Consider the following 14920-nt stretch of genomic DNA (forward strand, 5'->3'; position numbering starts at 1 on the left):
CGCTTCTTGAATGATTTTGTGTATGAAATACAGGATGCAAAAGACCAAAAGATGCCACCAAAAGCAAAACGAATCCCCCACGCCATGACCCTGCATGGCGATACCCGCCTTGATAACTACTTCTGGCTGCGCGACGACGATCGTTCGCGGCCGGAAGTGCTTGATTATCTTCGCCAGGAAAATGAATACGGGCAGAAGGTCATGTCCACTCAGCGCAGCCTGCAGGAGCGGGTGCTGAAAGAAATCATTGACCGTATCCCGCCGCGTGAAGTCTCTGCACCCTACAGCAAAAATGGCTATCGCTATCGCCAGGTGTATGAACCCGGCTGCGAATACGCTATTTACCAGCGCCAGTCGGTGCTGAAAGAAGAGTGGGATGAATGGGAGGTGCTACTCGATAGCAACCAGCGCGCGGCGAAGAGCGAATTCTATACGCTTGGCGGACTGGGGATCTCGCCGGACAATACGATCATGGCGCTGGCGGAGGACTATCTCTCCCGACGGCAGTACGGCCTGCGCTTGCGTAACCTACAAAATGGCGAATGGTATCCCGAGGTGCTGGAAAACGTCTCGCCAGAATTTGCCTGGAGTAATGATTCGCAAACGCTGTGGTATGTCCGCAAGCACCCGACTACGCTGCTGCCTTATCAGGTGTGGCGACATACCGTTGGCGCCTCACCGCGATCCGACGTTCTGGTCTACGAGGAGAAAGACGAAACCTTCTACGTCAGTATCCATACGACCACCTCCCGGCAATTCGCGGTTATCTATCTTGCCAGTGCAACAACCAGCGAAGTACGGCTGCTTAATACTGAAATGCCGGATGCTGAACCGGTGTGTTTCCTGCCGCGGCGTAAAGATCATGAGTACAGTCTCGATCATTTCCAGCATGCCTTCTATCTTCGCTCCAATCGCGAGGGTAAAAATTTTGGCCTCTACCGCACCCATGAACGTGACGAAAAACAGTGGCAGACCCTGATTGCCCCGCGCCAGGATGTCATGCTCGAAGGTTTCACCTTATTTACCGACTGGCTGGTGGTCGAGGAACGCCAGCGCGGGTTAACCAGCCTGCGCCAGATCAACCGTAAGACCCGGGAAGTGGTCGGGATCGCCTTTGATGATCCGGCCTATGTCACCTGGCTTGCATATAATCCAGAACCGGAAACCTCCCGGTTACGTTATGGTTACTCCTCCATGACCACCCCGGACACGTTATTTGAACTGGACATGGATACCGGTGAGCGACGGGTACTCAAGCAGCAGGAGGTGAAAGGGTTTGATGCCAGTCGCTACCGCAGCGAACACCTGTGGATTAAGGCCCGGGATGGCGTGGAGGTTCCGGTTTCTCTGGTTTACCGGCATGAACATTTTCGCAAGGGCGCCAGCCCACTGCTGGTCTACGCCTACGGGTCGTACGGTGCCAGTGAAGATGCTGACTTCAGCGCCAGCCGCCTGAGCCTGCTCGATCGTGGCTTCGTATTTGCTATAGCCCACGTCCGCGGCGGCGGTGAATTAGGGCAGCAGTGGTACGAGGATGGCAAATTCCTGTGTAAGAAGAATACCTTTAACGATTATCTCGATGTCTGCGATGCGCTGCTGGCGCAGGGATATGGTCATCCTGGCCTCTGCTACGGGATGGGCGGCAGCGCGGGTGGGATGCTAATGGGGGTTGCCATTAATCAACGGCCAGAGCTGTTTCACGGCGTGGTGGCGCAGGTTCCGTTTGTTGATGTCCTCACCACGATGCTCGACGAGTCGATTCCGCTGACGACCGGGGAATTTGAAGAGTGGGGAAATCCGCAGGATGAAGAGTACTATCGCTATATAAAAAGCTACAGTCCTTACGATGACGTTAAGGCGCAGGCCTATCCACATATGCTGGTTACGACCGGCCTGCATGATTCGCAGGTGCAATACTGGGAGCCGGCAAAATGGGTAGCGAAACTGCGCGAGCTGAAAACAGACGATAACCTGCTGCTACTGTGCACCGATATGGACTCTGGCCACGGCGGTAAGTCGGGGCGCTTTAAAAGCTATGAAGGAGTGGCGCTGGAATTTGCCTTTCTGATTGGCCTGGCGCAGGGGACATTACCCGGCCAGGCAGACGTTTAGCGCGACTACTCCCCGAGATAGTGCTTGAGCGTCAAGCGCAGCTCGGGGCTCATGCGATCCAGGTTATTGAATAGCCAACGCAAATAGCCCGGATCGTTTTCTGCTATTTCGGCAACCGCCTTGCCACGATATTTCCCGAAGCTAAAGGTGGTCAACAGCGCCGGGCGGCCGGTAATGGTTGCCATCTCATCCGGCTGCCAGCCGGAAACGTTGATAATATCGAGCAGCAGCGCAGCGGTAATATAGCAGTCGTACAGCGCGCGGTGTTGATGGAGCCCCGCGGGCGTAGCGACATTCAGCTTCCGCGATTTATACAGCCCCATATTACTGTATTTAATGCCTGGCCACAGACGACGGGCCAGCTTCATGGTGCAGATCCACTCCCCGTGCATTTCCGGCAATACCCGACGGTCGAAGCTGGCATTGTGGGCGACATACCACGGGCTGCCGACGTAATGCGGGAGCACCTCTTCAATCCACGGCTTATCGGCAACCATCTCTTCGGTGATATGGTGAATCGCCATGGCCTGAGGGCTGATAGGGCGGTCGGGGCGCACCAGATGGCTCATGGGATTGGTTATCTGTCCGTCGACAATATCAACGGAGGCAATTTCAACAATACCGCCCTGTAATCCGCAGGTTTCCGTATCGATTACGCGTAGCATGGCTCACTCCTGGCCAAAGAAACCAGCGTAATTGAATGCGCAGCGCTTGCCAACCGGGACGTCAGCAGGGGGCGGGAATTATTTTGCTTTAGGTTCATAGGGCAGACGCGACAGCGAAACAGACGCCAGACGATGGGCAATCAGACGTTCACGGAACCAGTCACGCAGGTGTGACGGCTGCTCGCGTTCAACTAAATCGGCGACAACAGGCATATTGTAGCGCTCTTTAAAGGCGACACCGGCCGCGGCAAGGTCGACGTTGACTTTGTCCATCTCGTCCTGCGGAATATTGGCCAGATTTTTTTCCATTTGGTTTCTCCTTCATGATGCCGAAAACCGATCGGGCGCGACGTCGGACCGGGACGCATCGCTCGACTACGCCATTATACAGGGTTATTCTCTGTGCTACATACATAACGAAAAGGAATGACGATTATGCGTACTATCGCCGGGCGCGCGCTGCGTGCCTCCGCTTTTCTCGCCGGTTTCCTGGCGAGCACTGCTGCCTTTGCCCATGCGCATCTTCAACAGCAAACGCCTGCCGCAGATTCCACTGTCGCCGCCTCTCCCGAGTCGCTGACGCTTAGCTTTTCTGAAGGTGTCGAAACGGCCTTTAGCGGCGTGACCCTCACCGGACCGCAGCAGAAAACGGTTGCTACCGGCAAGCTTGCGCGCAGTGACAGCAATCAAGCCGAGCTGATTGTCCCGCTGCCGCAGCCTTTGTCTGCGGGGGAATATACCGTCGACTGGCATGTGGTCTCCGTTGATGGCCACAAAACCAAAGGGCAATACCACTTTTCCGTGAAATAACCATGCTCGCGGGAATCTATATCGGCCTACGCTTTGTCCACTTTCTCTCCCTGATGGTGGCGTTCGGCTGCGTACTGTATGGCGCGTGGTGGGCGCCGTTAACCCTGCGGCGTTTACTGATGCAGCGTTTTTTCCCGCTGCTTCGTTATCTTTTGCTGCTCAGCGCGGTATCTGCACTGCTGATGCTGATGGTGCAGGGCGGCCTGATGGGGAACGGCTGGGGGGATGTCTGGCAGCCAGCAATCTGGCAAGCCGTTGCCGGGACTCGCTTTGGCAGCGTCTGGGTCTGGCAGATTCTGCTGGCCTGGATTGCGCTGGTGGTTGCGTGGCTGAAACCTCGTCGTCCGGCTCGACTGCTGCTGGTCCTGCTGTGCGCGCAGCTTCTGCTAATGGCGGGTGTCGGCCATGCGGCAATGAGCGACGGTGCGCGGGGCGTTTTGCAGCGTACTAATCATGCTGTGCATCTGTTCTGCGTTGCGGGATGGTTTGGCGGACTGCTGCCGTTTATCTATTGCCTGCGTCTGGCAGGCGGACGCTGGCGTCATGCGGCGATCGGCACCATGATGCGCTTTTCCCGCTACGGGCATCTGGCGGTCGCGGGCGCGATTGCCAGCGGTATGGTGAATGCGTTGCTTATCCAGGGCGGAGTATTCCGTGATTCACCCTGGGGACTGATGCTATTGATCAAATGTGCCCTGGTCGCCGGGATGGTGGCAATTGCGCTGGTGAACAGGTATGTTCTGGTGCCACGTATGTCGGTGAACGGAACGCGAGCGGAGCAGCTCATTTTGCGCACCACGCAGGTTGAAATGGCGCTCGGTGCCTTGGCGCTACTGGCCGTCAGCCTGTTTGCCACCTGGGAACCTTACTGAATTAACTGGCTAAATCATGAAAAAAACTCTTTTGACTCTGTTGTTACTGGCAAGCTCAGGCGTCGCGCTGGCGGCACCGCAGATTATCACCGTTAGTCGCTTCGAAATGGGGAAAGACAATTGGGCGTTTAGTCGCGAGGAGGTGATGCTGACCTGCCGTCCGGGAAATGCGCTGTTTGCCATTAACCCCAGTACGCTGGTGCAGTATCCGTTGAATGATGTTGCCGAGCAGCAGGTGAAAGCGGGTAAAACCAGCGGCCAGCCGATCTCGGTTATCCAGGTTGACGATCCTCAGCATCCAGGACAAAAAATGAGCCTGGCGCCATTTATTGAACGCGCGCAGAAGCTTTGCTGATCCTCGACTGTATCTTACTGTATTAACATATAAAAAACCGCCGACATCCCGTTTCGGGAGCGGCGGTTTTTTGCTGGCATGCGCCATTTCACCAGGATTTATTCGACCACTTTTGTCGCGGACTGGAAAACCTGACGCGGTAAACTATTCTTATAAGGCAAGGCGACTTAGCCTGCATTAATGCCAACTTTTAGCGCACGGCTCTCTCCCAAGAGCCATTTCCCTGGACCGAATACAGGAATCGTGTTCGGTCTCTTTTTATCTAAAGCTTATCAACGTGTTACAAAGTAAGACCAGAAATCATCCCTGACTTCCCGTTACGGTCTTTTTCCCTTATACCACAACAAAAAACGCCTTAACATTCTCTTTACAGAAAATCTGAGCAGGATGACCCGATGCTCGCGGGTCGACGACGTGAATGTGGGATCTCCAGGATCTTGCTCGCAAACCCATCATTGGCGTCGGGCGCGTGCGGCCCAGTGCTCATCGCCGGAGCCGTGTCGACGAATGGAATATAAACGTTTCAAAGATACAATGGCTTATTATTTTATTGCGATCTATTTACCGCCGGTTGACAGGAAATGCAACACGGAGAGGAGACATCGTTTAATAAAACATGAGGCGTTATTCTGGTGCGACAAAAGACGGGTACAGCTGGGATTCAAGGTAACTGACCAGCGTCCAGATTTCGCCGCTGAAAATAAACCAAAGCGCACTGGAGAGAATTATTATGACGATAGCCAGGAGGACAACTTCACTTTTACTCATAACTTCAATGGCTACCCGGGAGGAAAACGATGAAGGTATGATAGTAACGAAACCACAGGATAAGATGCAAACGCCGTAGTTTAAAAACGGCGTTTGTTTGATATAAACGGGAATCAGCAGGTTAAGGACGAGGCGTGAGCACGGCGACCTGTGCGGCCATGTCGTCAAGCAGCTGGAAGCGACGGCGGTATTCCGCCCGTTTTTTACTGGCGATGCTGTCCAGCGATTTTCTTTCAAGCTGTAGCGGCAAGCGCCAGCGCCAGGCGCCGTCAGCCACACCGTCGATTGATTGCCAGAACTCATCATAGCTGGCGTGAAAATGGCGGCCCTTACTCAGGCGATAGCGCAGTGCGCGGAAAACGTGGCCGTTATCGCTTACGCCATAAATGGCCTGAATGTGGCTTCGCGCAGCCAGCGCCCAGATAAACTCCAGCAGCAGGCGTTTAGGAAACAGGCCATAGCAGGCGCGAGTAGCCAGCTTGATCACTTCATGCGGCACGTTACGCCGCGGTCCCTGCAGCCCGCCGATAACCAGCTGCCACTGGTCCTGCTGGCGTACGACGCTGAATGTTGCGCTGGCCAGCACCGTCTGATGACCGTCGCGCAGCCATAAGGTGGTTTCGCCTTCGCGCTCGGCTTTGCCGGCAGAAGAGGCTGACAGCGTGAACCGGGCCTCATCTTTACCCTGCAGTTCCAGCAGAAGCGTTTCTTTGGCGGAAGTCATGGCCGCAGCCAGATGCGTACCGGTCAGTGAATCAATGAACTGGTAATGGCTGATAATCGCCTGAGCGCGCTGGCTGGCGTTGATTCCACGCATCAGATACTGACGATGGACTTTGCCCGGCAGCGTCACCTGCGCGGAGAGCAGTTGGGTAAAGTCAGGGCGCGCAGAGAGATTATCCAGCATGGCGCGAGTCGGCGTATAAAATAATGCCGTACGCAGCAAAAATTTAAGCCGGTAATTACGCTTTTGCCAAATCGGAGCGGGAATAAGTCTGCCCATCACCAGATCGGCAATAAGATTTGTGCGTGGCTGTTGTGCGTAGGCTGAGTGCAGGCTATTGTCCGTCACGATAAAATACCTCGTTGTTATTTAGCCTCTATTTTAGGGGCTCAATGAGGGGCGGTTAATATGCTGGCGGACTATATTTCTGTTTCGTTTAAATTTGATTGAGGTGGGTAACTTCGGGATCGCCGGTGAGGTAATTATCTATAATTGTATCAGGAGGACAAAATATGTATCAGCGTATTGATGGTTCTGCCTGGCGAAATATCTGGGTGGTTGGCGATCTGCACGGTTGCTTTGCCTTGCTGATGGATAAACTCCGCGAGGTAAAATTCGACCCTTATCAAGATCTTCTCATCTCCGTCGGCGATTTAATCGATCGTGGGCCGCAGAGTGCGAGATGTCTTGCGCTCCTCGACTGCCGCTGGTTTTGCGCGGTACGGGGGAATCATGAACAGATGGCGCTGGATGCACAAGAGAGCGGGGCGCTGACGCTGTGGGTGATGAACGGAGGCAGTTGGTATCAGGAGAGTTCGCGCCGCGAGCGCCAGCAAATTGATGAGCTCTTCGTCCTCTGCCGTCAACTGCCGCTGATCGTGGAACTCCGCGCCGGAGATCTGCGCCATATTGTGGCTCACGCCGACTACCCGGCAGCAACCTACCGGTGGCAACTGCCAGTGGACGAACAACAGGTCTTGTGGAGCCGGCATCGTCTTACGGATCACCTGGCCGGTCGGCATGGTGCGATTGGCGGAGCGGATCACTTTTGGTTCGGCCATACGCCGTTGAAACAACCCTATAGCAGCGATAATCAACATTACATTGATACCGGGGCGGTGTTCGGTGGCGAACTGACGCTGGTACCGCTGCAGCGGGCGGATTAAAAATCGCTGTATTCGCGGGCAGGCTGCCAGAAACTATCAATAAAATCCTCGACCGGAAAGCAGCCGCCCTGGCGTATCCGCTGATCGTCCATCGCAACCAGACATCGTCGTTCGTTATCGTAGACGTCTACAACAATATCTTCGCAGCCACCGTCCAGGTAACAAATAAATAAAACTAAGGCAAACATCCTGGCCCCATATTTGGGTTTGTTCGTCAGTATAGGGTAGCTCAGAAACGGGGGGAATAAATAACCCGTCTCAGGCGACGGGTTCTTTTTGAATCAGGCAACGCGCATGATCCAGGCGTCAGATTGTTGATCGTAGTGCTTGCGGTAAAGAACAGAATGTTGACCATCAAGAATGGCGGGAACGCTGGTTTCTGCGTCCCAGCCATCCAGTTGCATACATAAATCCGGATCGGATTTGCAAGGGATGCTTAACGTTCGCTCTCCCTGCTGTTCACCGTGCAGTTCGGCATCGTCTATCTCAAACGCGCCGATACGAATACTGGTTCTACCCATAAATTCACCCCGTTGTTCTGCTGAGTTGTGGTACGACCAGTTAAGGCCGCCATTTTTCAGCGTAGACAACAGGGGGCAAACCGCCAGTAAAAAAATGCGATTTTTTTGCAGTCGATCACGCCTGACCGGCGAAAAGTTTTCCGTCACGAACCAGCTCACGCGGATAGCTGTTTTTTAACCGGGAGCCGACTTTCTTGGCGAGGCCCAGAGTCGCCCCCTGGAACGTGACGATAACTTCATCCAGCTGCGGTGGCGTTTGGGGGTAGACGTCGCGACCACGATACCATTCTTCCGCTTCGGCCTGGGTCAGCTCAAAGGGAGCATCGGGTGCGGCGAGCGCGATCACCGCTTCGTGCTGCCAGCGATAGCCTTTGTTATGGGTTTCCGCCAGACGAATTCCAATCCGGGAAAAACGCACCCGACCGATGAATGACTCCAGCGCTTTTGGGAACAGCCAAATTTCTTTATCGCGTTGCCAAAGGCTGTGACTGTCGTCCCAGTGGAGGCCGACGGCGGCAGCGGCGGTAGAAATTGCCGCGGTTTCACGGCCTTTCACCGGCGAAAAAGGAAATTTTCCGACTTTGTAACCCGGTATCGGGAGCGGTTCAATCGCCGCAGTTTTCTGTAACCGGGCAACAAAAAAACCTTCGCAGTCAAAAATCTGCGGGAAGACGTGGAGAAATCCCTCCGCCGTTAAGGCATCCGTGGCCTGCGGGAACAGCTCGCCCAGCGGTAAGACTTCAACTGCCTGGGGGTAGCGGGCGAGCAACCACTGGACGACTTCTTCGTTTTCTTCCCGGTTAAGGGTGCAGGTCGAGTAAACCAGCGTGCCCCCGGGGCGCAGCGCATGAAATGCGCTGTCGATGAGCTCACGTTGAGTCCCGGCGATTTGCTGGTTACTCTCCAGCGACCAGTTTTTCAAGGCATCGGGGTCTTTACGCACGACGCCCTCGCCTGAGCAGGGAGCGTCGAGCAGAATGGCATCAAAGCACTCCGGCAGCGCGGCGCCAAACACCCGGCCATCAAAGTGGGTTAATGCAACGTTGCTGATGCCGCAGCGGCTGATATTCGCATGCAGGACTTTAACCCGGCTGGCGGAAAACTCATTGGCGAGGATCCCGCCTTCGTTTCCCATCCGTGCAGCTATCTGCGTCGTTTTTGAACCCGGCGCGGCGGCCACATCCATCACCCGCTGTGGCATATCGCCATCGGCAAACAGCGCGGCAACTGGCAGCATTGAACTGGCCTCCTGGATATAAAACAGGCCGCTCAGGTGTTCGGCGGTGCTGCCCAGCGGCAGGGCGTCTTCATCTTCTCGTTCAATCCAAAAACCTTCTGCACACCAGGGAACCGGCGTCAGCTGCCAGCCATAGGGCGCCACCCGTTGCAGAAAATCAGCAACGGTAATTTTCAGCGTATTCACGCGCAGGCTGCGGCGTAACGGCCGCTGACAGGCGGCGATAAAGTCATCGAAGGCGAGATGCGCTGGCATCGCGTCACGCATTTGAGAGAGGAATTGCTCGGGAAAATAGACAGCGTTTTGAGCCACTGGTGCGCACCACAAGAAAAAAGGGTGCGCAGTTTATCATAAACGCTCCGGCGGGGGACACCGGAGCGTTTTGCTTACTGTGGCAGAGCGGTGCCCCATTCACGCCACTCTTTCGGTTCGCTTTCCAGCAGCAGGAAGTGTTTCCCGTCCTGAGCCTTCGGCGCCAGCGGCGTACCCGGCGGCGTGGCAAAGGAGATACCGCCACGAATAAACTGGTTAAAGGTCCCGGTTTTCACGACGCCGCCAATCAGGCCAAAGTCGAGGTTATACCCGGAAGAGAGCCAGAAGACCGAGTTGTTACGGACCAGATACTGATAGCGTTTGCTGATGCGTAATTTGACCATCACGCGATCCGACATCGAGCCCAGCGTCAGCCCGGTAACCGTACCGACTTCCAGTCCACGGAACAGAACCGGCGTACCGATATCCAGCGAACCCGCTTCCGGCACTTCAACAACGATGCTCAGGCCGTCAATGTAGCGGGAGTCGCTAATCGTTGTTTCCTGAATTTCGAAATCACGACGCGGTGAGCCGCGGCCGGGTTCAACGTTGATATAGGGCTGGAAAATCGTGTCCAGATGTTCGACGCCCGCCGCAGAAATCTGCGGGGTTATCACGGAGAAACGAGTCCCGCCGCGGGCGAAGGTGTCGACATATTCCGGATAGAGTACGGCTTTTGCCTGGACTTCATTTTTGGCGGTAATCAAATTCAGGGTCTGAACCTGGCCAATATTAATCCCCAGGTAGCGAATCGGCATCCCTTCGGAAATTTTACCCGCATCGAAGGCATGCAGGGTAATCTGGCCGCCTACCGCGCGCGCTGCGGTTTCAGATGCGTAGAGAATACGTTTATTGCTGATTCGCGCGCCGGCGCTGCTGCCGCTGAGATCGTCAAAGCTGATGGCGCCTCTCAAGGCTCGGGACAGCGGTGAGGCCTGCACAGTAAGGCCATTCCCGTCGAGCTGGACTTTGGCGCCGCCTTCGGCCCAGAAGACGCTATTATTGGTCAACAGATAGCGGTATTCCGGCTTGATATGCAGATCGATATCAAACGCATTGCGGCGCGGCTTAACCGAAATAATCTCGCCGACGGCAAACTTACGGTACAGCACCACTGAACCTTCCTGAACGTCCGGCAACGTTTCCGCCGTCAGGCTCAGGGTCGTCGTCGGAACGTCGCTCAGGCTGTTTTCTGCCGCTTTTTCCATATTGGCATACAGCGGATAGCTGGACTGAATCGCCCCTTTTTCGCCAGGAATAATGCGAATACCGCCTTCTACCCACTCGCTGGCGCTGGCGCCAAGCACTTTAATACCATCGAAACCGACTTTTACGTCAAGGCGGCTGTTAACGACAAACTTACTGTCGCCGCGGACCAGGTTGCGATATTCAGGCGTAATCGCCACCTGGAAGGTGACGCCTTTGGCAGTCAGCTTGCGTTCCAGAACCTGGCCCACCTTCACGCCGTACAGCATGAGCGGTTGTCCGGCATCAATACCGTAACTCTCCGATGCCGTCAGCGTCACCGTGGCCACGTCAGGTTCATCCAACAGCGATTTGTCCGCCGGGAGCACCACAAAGTGATTACGCATTTCCCCTTCACCGGGTACCAGTTCAAAGGTGTTTCCGGTTAGCAGCGCACTAAGACTGGGGTTATCCAGTGAGATTTTCGGCTTTTTCATCTGGATAAGCGTTTTATCTCTGAGCAGGGTGACGACGCTCGGGTCGACCGTCATTTCGCCAGTCACTTTACTGCCGGGAGTCAGATTGAGTTTGGTCAGTTGCCCGACTTCCAGCCCCTGATACATCAGCGGCGTGGAGCCTGCTTTCAGACCCTCGCCGTCGGGCAGTTCCAGCGTGACCAGCACGCCGCGCTGACTGTGGGCCAGATCTTCGTACAGACCGAATTCATCGTTTTGTTGCGCGGTAGTGGAATCGGCAGGGGAGTCAAAGGCGATGGCGCCGTTGACCAGCGCCGAAAGGCTTTCCAGCTGAACTTTCGCGCCGCTAAGGCCAACATCGGCCTTGACGCCCGACACATTCCAGAAGCGGCTGCCTTTTTTCACCAGCTCGGTAAAGCGGCGCTCGATCAACACATCGATAGTCACACCCTGGTTGTTATCGTTGAGTGCGAAGTCATAAACACGACCTACCGGAATTTTGCGGAAATAGACCAGCGATCCGCTGGTCAGCGAACCGAGGTCCGGCGCCTGCAGATGGATCATCAGCTCGCCGTTATTGATATGGTATTTCGGTTGAGTATCGAGTGCGACGAAATGTTCCTGCGGATCGCCTTTGCCGGGCATCATACCGATATAGTTACCGCCAACCAGGGCATCAAGGCCGGAAACGCCGGCCAGGGATGCTTTCGGCGTGACCAGCCAGAACTGAGTATCTTTACGCAGAGCATCTTTCATGTCGCCTTTAACGCTGGCGGAGACTTCGATTTTGCTGAGGTCTTTACTCAGAGAAATATTCTCGACGGTGCCCACCTCTACCCCCTGGTAGCGGATAGGTGTGCGCCCCGGGACAATCCCGTTGGCCGACTGGAAGTCGATGGTAATCGTCGTACCGCGATCGTTATAGCTGGTCCAGATTAGCCAACTGGCAATCATGAGCGCTATCACCGGCAGCAGCCAAAATGGCGAGATGCGACGTTTGGTTTTGATTCTGGCTTCAGTCGGTGAAGCGGGCGTTTCCTGACTCATGTGCGTCCCAAAGTAAGCGGCTGTCCAGCCATTCAACAGCAAGGATAGTTAATATTACCGCGGCCCCGAAATATACCGCAGCGGGTCCCATCGTAAAAGCGAGGAGTTGGTCGCGATTAATCAGTGACATGGTTAATGAGATAACAAAAAGATCCAACATTGACCATCGGCCGATCCAGGTAATCAGCCGTAGCAGGATGATGCGAGTACGCAGCCCCTGTTCGCACTTGAATTGTATGCTCACTAATAGCGTAAACAACACAATAACTTTGGTAAATGGCACCAGAATACTGGCGATGAACACCACCGCGGCAATTGCCACGTTGCTGTTGCCCAGGGACATAATACCGGAAAGGATCGTATCATCCTGGCGCGCGCCGTTAACGTAAATAATGGAGATTGGCAGCAGGTTTGCGGGGAGCAGGAATACCACCGAAGCAATCAGTCCGGCCCAGCTTCGCTGCAGGCTTTGCGGCCGCCGATGGTGCAGCGGCGTATGGCAGCGCCGACAGCGCCCGCGAGCATCGCGAAAGCCGGTGTGGTGACAGCCGGTACAAACCTGTAGCGCCGGGTCGGGCCTCAGTGCGGGCCGCTGCGGATAAAAACGCTCCCACAGCTCCTCAACGTTCATATGAATGATTGTCAGAATGCTGAGCAGCGTGAGCGAGATAAAGGCCACAAGCCCGACGCCCGGCTGCAGGAAGGCATAGTCCTGCACTTTGATTGACGCCACGCCGATGCCGACCAGGTAGATATCCAGCATCACCCACTCTTTAAGCTTTTCCAGCATCAGCAGCACCGGGCGTAAATTCATCCCCAGTACGTTACCCAGCCAGAGGTAGGCAATGGAGGTAACCAGCAGTGCCGGTGCGCCAATGGCGCAAAACAGCACCATCGCCGCGGTGAGCGGGTCGCCCTGGCCGGTCATTTGCCAGATGCCCTGGATGACGTTTGCGTCGATACGCACGCCAAGCAGATGCAGACGCAGCAGAGGCTCAGTCCACGCAAACGGCATCAGGAGCATCATGGCAATGGCCATACTGCCAAGTCGTGAAAGAGACCAGTCGCGGCCATCGCGAACTTTCGCGTTGCAGCGGGGACACCATGCGCTTTGATTACGCTTTAGCACCGGCAAGCGAAATAGAACGTCACACTGCGGACAGCGGTGATAATGGGCCTGGGGTAGCGGACTGCTGACCGCACGCACGACCATCTTTTTTGCCGGGGTAATCGGTTGTGTTTTTAGTGGCATTTATTGCGAACAGGAATGAATGTATCTCACTATCTTAACCCAGGAATGAATTCATCTTGAGCCTGAACGCATTTAATGCTTATTTTATTAGGCTGTGCGTGTTTAGCAGTAAGACAACTAAGTGACTATATAATGAACAAAACAGAATTTTACGCGGATCTGAACCGTGATTTTCAGGCATTAATGGCAGGCGAAACCAGTTTTCTGGCTATGATCTCTAATACCAGCGCGCTGCTGTTTGAGCGACTGAGCGAGGTTAACTGGGCAGGTTTCTATCTGCTCGAAGGGGATACGCTGGTTTTAGGACCTTTCCAGGGCAAACTGGCCTGCGTACGGATCCCGGTTGGACGAGGCGTTTGCGGTACGGCCATTGCGCAAAATCGCGTTCAGCGCGTGGAAGACGTTCATGCCTTCGACGGACATATTGCATGTGATGCCGCCAGCAATTCGGAAATCGTCTTTCCGCTGCAGGTGAACAATCAGATTATTGGCGTTCTGGATATCGACAGCATTGCGCATTCCCGCTTCACCGCTGAGGATGAGCAGGGGCTGGCTGAACTGGTCGCACATCTGGAAAAACTCATTTCTGCGACCGATTATCAAAAAATATTCGCCCGCGTCGCAGGATAATCAACGGATAACGTAGCATTTAGCGATGGCGTCATTATAATGACGCCTGTTCATGCCTGCGGCTTGTTGGCTACGTCCGTTGTAATCAGGAAATTTCATGGAAAATCAACCTAAGTTGAATAGCAGTAAAGAAGTTATCGCGTTTCTGGCCGAACGTTTCCCTCAGTGCTTCAGCGCTGAAGGCGAAGCTCGCCCCCTGAAAGTCGGTATTTTTCAGGATCTCGTTGAGCGTGTTGGGGGAGAGATGAATCTCAGCAAAACCCAACTTCGTGCCGCTTTACGTCTTTATACTTCGAGCTGGCGCTATCTGTACGGCGTTAAACCAGGCGCAGTCCGCGTTGACCTTGACGGCAACCCGTGCGGCGAACTGGAAGAGCAGCATGTTGCACATGCTCGCCAGCAGCTTGAAGAAGCAAAAGCTCGCGTTCAGGCGCAGCGCGCAAGCCAGCAGGCTAAAAAGCGCGAAGCCGCCGCTGCTGCGGGTCAGCAGGAAGACGGTACTCGTCGTGAGCGTAAGCCACGTCCACAGGTTCGTCGCAAAGAAGGCACCGAACAGCGTAAGCCGCGTCCAGCCGTTGCGAAAGCACCGCGTGAAGAGCGTCATACCCCTGTTTCAGATCTGACTACGTTAAGCGTTGGCCAGGTTCTGAAGGTGAAAGCAGGCAATAACGCCATGGACGCTACCGTTCTGGAAATCACCAAAGATGGCGTTCGTGTACAGCTGACTTCTGGTATGTCAATGATTGTACGCGCAGAACACCTGGTGTTCTGAAACGGAGGCCGGGCCA

15 protein-coding genes and 1 pseudogene are annotated in these 14920 nt (G+C 54.9%); 7 read left to right on the top strand and 9 right to left on the bottom strand.

What is annotated here, in order from left to right; all coding sequences use genetic code 11:
- Nucleotides 1–51 precede the first annotated feature (51 nt).
- Nucleotides 52–2112 (top strand): oligopeptidase B, encoded by a 2061-nt coding sequence (gene ptrB, locus ACMYSK_RS03230; RefSeq protein WP_434640180.1) that lies wholly within the window; start codon nucleotides 52–54, stop codon nucleotides 2110–2112.
- Nucleotides 2113–2117: 5 nt separating this feature from the next.
- Here ptrB and exoX read toward each other — a convergent pair whose 3' ends face one another.
- Together exoX and ACMYSK_RS03240 are read right to left on the bottom strand one after the other, a co-directional pair.
- A complete protein-coding gene (gene exoX, locus ACMYSK_RS03235) occupies nucleotides 2118–2777 on the bottom strand; it encodes an exodeoxyribonuclease X (protein WP_434640182.1) in 660 nt (219 codons plus the stop codon).
- A 78-nt stretch (nucleotides 2778–2855) separates the two neighbouring features.
- Entirely contained in the window at nucleotides 2856–3086 is a 231-nt protein-coding gene (locus tag ACMYSK_RS03240; RefSeq protein ID WP_434640183.1) for a DNA polymerase III subunit theta, read from the bottom strand.
- Between the two features lie 126 nt (nucleotides 3087–3212).
- Here ACMYSK_RS03240 and yobA point away from each other — a divergent pair, with 126 nt between their 5' ends.
- The 3 genes from yobA to ACMYSK_RS03255 are packed head-to-tail and all read left to right on the top strand — an operon-like array spanning nucleotide 3213 to nucleotide 4814.
- On the top strand, nucleotides 3213–3587 hold the full coding sequence (gene yobA / locus ACMYSK_RS03245; RefSeq protein WP_434640185.1) for a CopC domain-containing protein YobA: 375 nt from the start codon (nucleotides 3213–3215) through the stop codon (nucleotides 3585–3587).
- Between the two features lie 2 nt (nucleotides 3588–3589).
- On the top strand, nucleotides 3590–4459 hold the full coding sequence (gene copD, locus ACMYSK_RS03250; RefSeq protein ID WP_434640187.1) for a copper homeostasis membrane protein CopD: 870 nt from the start codon (nucleotides 3590–3592) through the stop codon (nucleotides 4457–4459).
- A gap of 16 nt (nucleotides 4460–4475) precedes the next feature.
- Nucleotides 4476–4814, top strand: a complete 339-nt coding sequence (locus tag ACMYSK_RS03255; protein WP_434640189.1) for a YebY family protein — start codon at nucleotides 4476–4478, stop codon at nucleotides 4812–4814.
- 624 nt (nucleotides 4815–5438) lie between these two features.
- Here ACMYSK_RS03255 and ACMYSK_RS03260 read toward each other — a convergent pair.
- The gene (locus tag ACMYSK_RS03260; RefSeq protein WP_434640190.1) at nucleotides 5439–5582 is read right to left on the bottom strand and encodes an Ecr family regulatory small membrane protein; all 144 of its coding nucleotides are present in this window, start codon (nucleotides 5580–5582) and stop codon (nucleotides 5439–5441) included.
- A gap of 121 nt (nucleotides 5583–5703) precedes the next feature.
- Complete coding sequence (locus ACMYSK_RS03265) at nucleotides 5704–6675, bottom strand: VirK/YbjX family protein (protein WP_434643810.1); 972 nt, start codon at nucleotides 6673–6675, stop codon at nucleotides 5704–5706.
- 143 nt (nucleotides 6676–6818) lie between these two features.
- On the opposite strand from ACMYSK_RS03265, the gene pphA reads away from it, so the two are divergent.
- A complete protein-coding gene (gene pphA / locus ACMYSK_RS03270) occupies nucleotides 6819–7472 on the top strand; it encodes a protein-serine/threonine phosphatase (protein ID WP_434640192.1) in 654 nt (217 codons plus the stop codon).
- Here the strand turns inward: pphA and ACMYSK_RS03275 are convergent.
- From ACMYSK_RS03275 to yebS, 5 genes are all read right to left on the bottom strand, one after another.
- Nucleotides 7469–7660, bottom strand: coding sequence for a YebW family protein (locus ACMYSK_RS03275; RefSeq protein ID WP_434640194.1), 192 nt, complete (start codon nucleotides 7658–7660; stop codon nucleotides 7469–7471). The two genes, pphA and ACMYSK_RS03275, sit on opposite strands and share 4 nt — an antisense overlap.
- 93 nt (nucleotides 7661–7753) lie before the next feature.
- A complete protein-coding gene (locus ACMYSK_RS03280; protein WP_434640196.1) occupies nucleotides 7754–7993 on the bottom strand; it encodes a YebV family protein in 240 nt (79 codons plus the stop codon).
- Between the two features lie 115 nt (nucleotides 7994–8108).
- Complete coding sequence (gene rsmF, locus ACMYSK_RS03285) at nucleotides 8109–9542, bottom strand: 16S rRNA (cytosine(1407)-C(5))-methyltransferase RsmF (protein ID WP_434640197.1); 1434 nt, start codon at nucleotides 9540–9542, stop codon at nucleotides 8109–8111.
- Between the two features lie 74 nt (nucleotides 9543–9616).
- Nucleotides 9617–12250 (bottom strand): MlaD family protein, encoded by a 2634-nt coding sequence (locus ACMYSK_RS03290; protein ID WP_434640199.1) that lies wholly within the window; start codon nucleotides 12248–12250, stop codon nucleotides 9617–9619.
- Complete coding sequence (gene yebS, locus ACMYSK_RS03295; RefSeq protein WP_434640201.1) at nucleotides 12219–13502, bottom strand: membrane integrity lipid transport subunit YebS; 1284 nt, start codon at nucleotides 13500–13502, stop codon at nucleotides 12219–12221. Before yebS ends, ACMYSK_RS03290 begins: the two co-directional genes overlap by 32 nt.
- Nucleotides 13503–13634: 132 nt before the next feature.
- Here yebS and ACMYSK_RS03300 point away from each other — a divergent pair.
- A pseudogene (locus ACMYSK_RS03300) lies at nucleotides 13635–14148 on the top strand (GAF domain-containing protein).
- A gap of 81 nt (nucleotides 14149–14229) precedes the next feature.
- A complete protein-coding gene (gene proQ, locus ACMYSK_RS03305) occupies nucleotides 14230–14904 on the top strand; it encodes an RNA chaperone ProQ (protein ID WP_434640202.1) in 675 nt (224 codons plus the stop codon).
- Nucleotides 14905–14920: the final 16 nt, after the last annotated feature.

It is taken from the genome of Klebsiella sp. I138, assembly GCF_051131765.1.
Lineage (GTDB): Bacteria > Pseudomonadota > Gammaproteobacteria > Enterobacterales > Enterobacteriaceae > Klebsiella.

What these genes read in the sequence shown, in the direction of transcription:
- ptrB (WP_434640180.1), top strand. Translation starts at nt 52, where the DNA reads ATGCCACCAAAAGCAAAACGAATCCCCCACGCCATGACCCTGCATGGC.
- exoX (WP_434640182.1), bottom strand. Translation starts at nt 2,777, where the DNA reads ATGCTACGCGTAATCGATACGGAAACCTGCGGATTACAGGGCGGTATT.
- ACMYSK_RS03240 (WP_434640183.1), bottom strand. Translation starts at nt 3,086, where the DNA reads ATGGAAAAAAATCTGGCCAATATTCCGCAGGACGAGATGGACAAAGTC.
- yobA (WP_434640185.1), top strand. Translation starts at nt 3,213, where the DNA reads ATGCGTACTATCGCCGGGCGCGCGCTGCGTGCCTCCGCTTTTCTCGCC.
- copD (WP_434640187.1), top strand. Translation starts at nt 3,590, where the DNA reads ATGCTCGCGGGAATCTATATCGGCCTACGCTTTGTCCACTTTCTCTCC.
- ACMYSK_RS03255 (WP_434640189.1), top strand. Translation starts at nt 4,476, where the DNA reads ATGAAAAAAACTCTTTTGACTCTGTTGTTACTGGCAAGCTCAGGCGTC.
- ACMYSK_RS03260 (WP_434640190.1), bottom strand. Translation starts at nt 5,582, where the DNA reads ATGAGTAAAAGTGAAGTTGTCCTCCTGGCTATCGTCATAATAATTCTC.
- pphA (WP_434640192.1), top strand. Translation starts at nt 6,819, where the DNA reads ATGTATCAGCGTATTGATGGTTCTGCCTGGCGAAATATCTGGGTGGTT.
- ACMYSK_RS03275 (WP_434640194.1), bottom strand. Translation starts at nt 7,660, where the DNA reads ATGTTTGCCTTAGTTTTATTTATTTGTTACCTGGACGGTGGCTGCGAA.
- ACMYSK_RS03280 (WP_434640196.1), bottom strand. Translation starts at nt 7,993, where the DNA reads ATGGGTAGAACCAGTATTCGTATCGGCGCGTTTGAGATAGACGATGCC.
- ACMYSK_RS03290 (WP_434640199.1), bottom strand. Translation starts at nt 12,250, where the DNA reads ATGAGTCAGGAAACGCCCGCTTCACCGACTGAAGCCAGAATCAAAACC.
- yebS (WP_434640201.1), bottom strand. Translation starts at nt 13,502, where the DNA reads ATGCCACTAAAAACACAACCGATTACCCCGGCAAAAAAGATGGTCGTG.
- proQ (WP_434640202.1), top strand. Translation starts at nt 14,230, where the DNA reads ATGGAAAATCAACCTAAGTTGAATAGCAGTAAAGAAGTTATCGCGTTT.